Annotated in this window: 3 protein-coding genes and 1 pseudogene; all 4 read left to right on the forward strand. The window is 66.9% G+C overall.

What is annotated here, in order from left to right; genetic code table 11:
• A pseudogene (locus tag JHC99_RS18270) lies at positions 1-271 on the forward strand (UbiD family decarboxylase domain-containing protein); the annotation flags it as partial.
• A gap of 163 nt (positions 272-434) precedes the next feature.
• Positions 435-788, forward strand: a complete 354-nt coding sequence (locus JHC99_RS18275; protein ID WP_292156113.1) for a hypothetical protein — start codon at positions 435-437, stop codon at positions 786-788.
• 74 nt (positions 789-862) lie between these two features.
• Entirely contained in the window at positions 863-1,486 is a 624-nt protein-coding gene (locus tag JHC99_RS18280; RefSeq protein ID WP_292156114.1) for a hypothetical protein, read from the forward strand.
• Positions 1,487-1,531: 45 nt separating this feature from the next.
• On the forward strand, positions 1,532-2,083 hold a 552-nt coding region (locus JHC99_RS18285; RefSeq protein WP_292156115.1), incomplete at its 3' end, for a M14 family zinc carboxypeptidase.

Consider the following 2,083-nt stretch of genomic DNA (forward strand, 5'->3'; position numbering starts at 1 on the left):
GAAACAGGTCATGTGGGCCATCTCGACCAAGATGGACCCGGCCCGCGACATCACCGTCATCGAGAACACCCCGATCGACTATTTGGACTTCGCCAGCCCCGAGAGCGGACTCGGTTCCAAGATCGGCCTGGACGCCACCGACAAATGGCCCCCCGAAACCCACCGCGAGTGGGGCGAGGAAATCCGCATGGACGCCGATGTCGTCGATCGCGTGTCGTCGATGTGGGACCGGCTGGGTCTGCCGGGGGACGGAAAACCGATCTGGAAATAGGCCCAGACCCGCGCCCTGCCTCCGAGAACCGGCGCTGCCGGCGAGTGTCGCAAACAGGCCGCGATCCCGTCACAATTCATATTGCGGCGCACACTTTTCGGATGACGGATTTGTAATGCCGCGATAGCGTCGGTTCGCAATTCCTTGTTTGGAGCTTTCCACGATGTCGCGTGTTCTGATCGCTGCCCTGTGCCTGACCCTCGCTGCTCCCGTCATCGTGACCGTCACGCCGACCTCCGCCGACGCCCAGGTCATGGCCGGACGGGGTGCCTCGCGCGCCGCCGCCCGCCGCAACCGCCCCGCCCTGAGTGACCGCGAAGAGAGCCGCCTGTACGCCGCCCAGGACGCGGTCGTCGCCATCGACCAGCAGATCTACGAAATCCAGACCGCTGCCGAAGCCGCCGGCGGCCTGACCCCCGAGCAACAAACCGTGATTCAGCAACACGAAGCCCGCAAGGCCGAGCATCAGTCGGTCATCGACCGTCTGGAAGCCAAGCGCGAACGCCGCACCAGCTGATCGCCCATGACGCCGCGCCAGATGACGCCGGCCGCCTGAACCGCTAAGCCTCGCTTTCCAACGGCGGGGGCCGCATGAGCGCGTTCGAGTTCTTCTTCAGCTTCTATGGCCTTTTGCTGGGCCTGTCGGTGGCCGAGCTGGTCGGCGGCTTCGCGCGGCTGCTGCATGAGCGCCACCGGGTGCGCTTCGGCTGGCTGACGCCGATGCTGGCCCTGTTCGTGGCCATGGATCTGGCGACCTTCTGGGTTCAGGCGTGGCGGTTCTTTCGTGGCGCGCCTTTCAACCCGGCCCTGCTGCTGATCGGCCTCGCCATCGCCGCGACCTTCTATGTGGCCGCCAGCATCACCTTCCCGCGCGTCACCGCCGAAGGCGCAGAGGCGCGCATCAATCTCGACGACCATTTCTGGGCCCATCGGCGCATCGTGTTCGGATGTGTGCTCGCGGCCAATGCCATGGTGTGGCTGCTGCTGGCCCTGCTGTCGCTGGCAGACCCGCTCTGGGCCGCCCTCTGGACCCCCAGGATACTGATCGGAATGGGGCTTTTTGCCCTGTCCACGGCAGTCGCTGGCTTTGCGCCGGGCCGCAAGGTGGTGATCGCCGCCCTGCTTGTCGTCCTGAGCTACACCATCTGGAACATCGTCCGGGCCGGGCATATCCTGATCGCATCCGGCGGCTGGTCGCCGGCCACGGGCAGCTGAGCTGCCGGCTTGCGAAGCCGCCGCATTTGTCCGAGGAACATCGCCATGCGCGCCCTGTTCACCGCCCTCGCCCTGCTTTCCCTGGGAACCCCCGTCATGAGCCAGACCGTCTCCAACACGCCCGCGTGGGATCAGCCCTTCCTTCCCCCCGCGCCCGCCTGGGCCGGGGCCTCCAGAAGCCTGCTGCGCGACGCCTCTGACCCCTGGGTCACGGCCTTCGAACTGGACGCCGACCATGACTTCAGCCCGAACTACGTCGACACCCGGGCCTGGTTCGATCGGCTGGACGCGGCGTCGGACCTGATCCGCATCGAACAGTTCGGCACCTCGCCCGAGGGCCGTCCGATCTATGCCGTCATCGCCTCGAAGGACGGCACTGCCCTCGCCCCCTCCAAGCCGGTACTGATGATCCAGGCCGGCATCCACCCCGGAGAGATCGACGGCAAGGACGCGGGCATGATGCTGCTGCGCGACATCGCCTTCTACGGCCGGGACGCGCTGCTGGACCGGGTCAACCTGATCCTGATCCCCATCCTCTCGGTCGACGGCCACGAGCGCGCATCCGCCTACTCCCGCCCCAACCAGCGCGGCCCCCGC

Source organism: Brevundimonas sp. (assembly GCF_016463485.1).
Lineage (GTDB): Bacteria > Pseudomonadota > Alphaproteobacteria > Caulobacterales > Caulobacteraceae > Brevundimonas.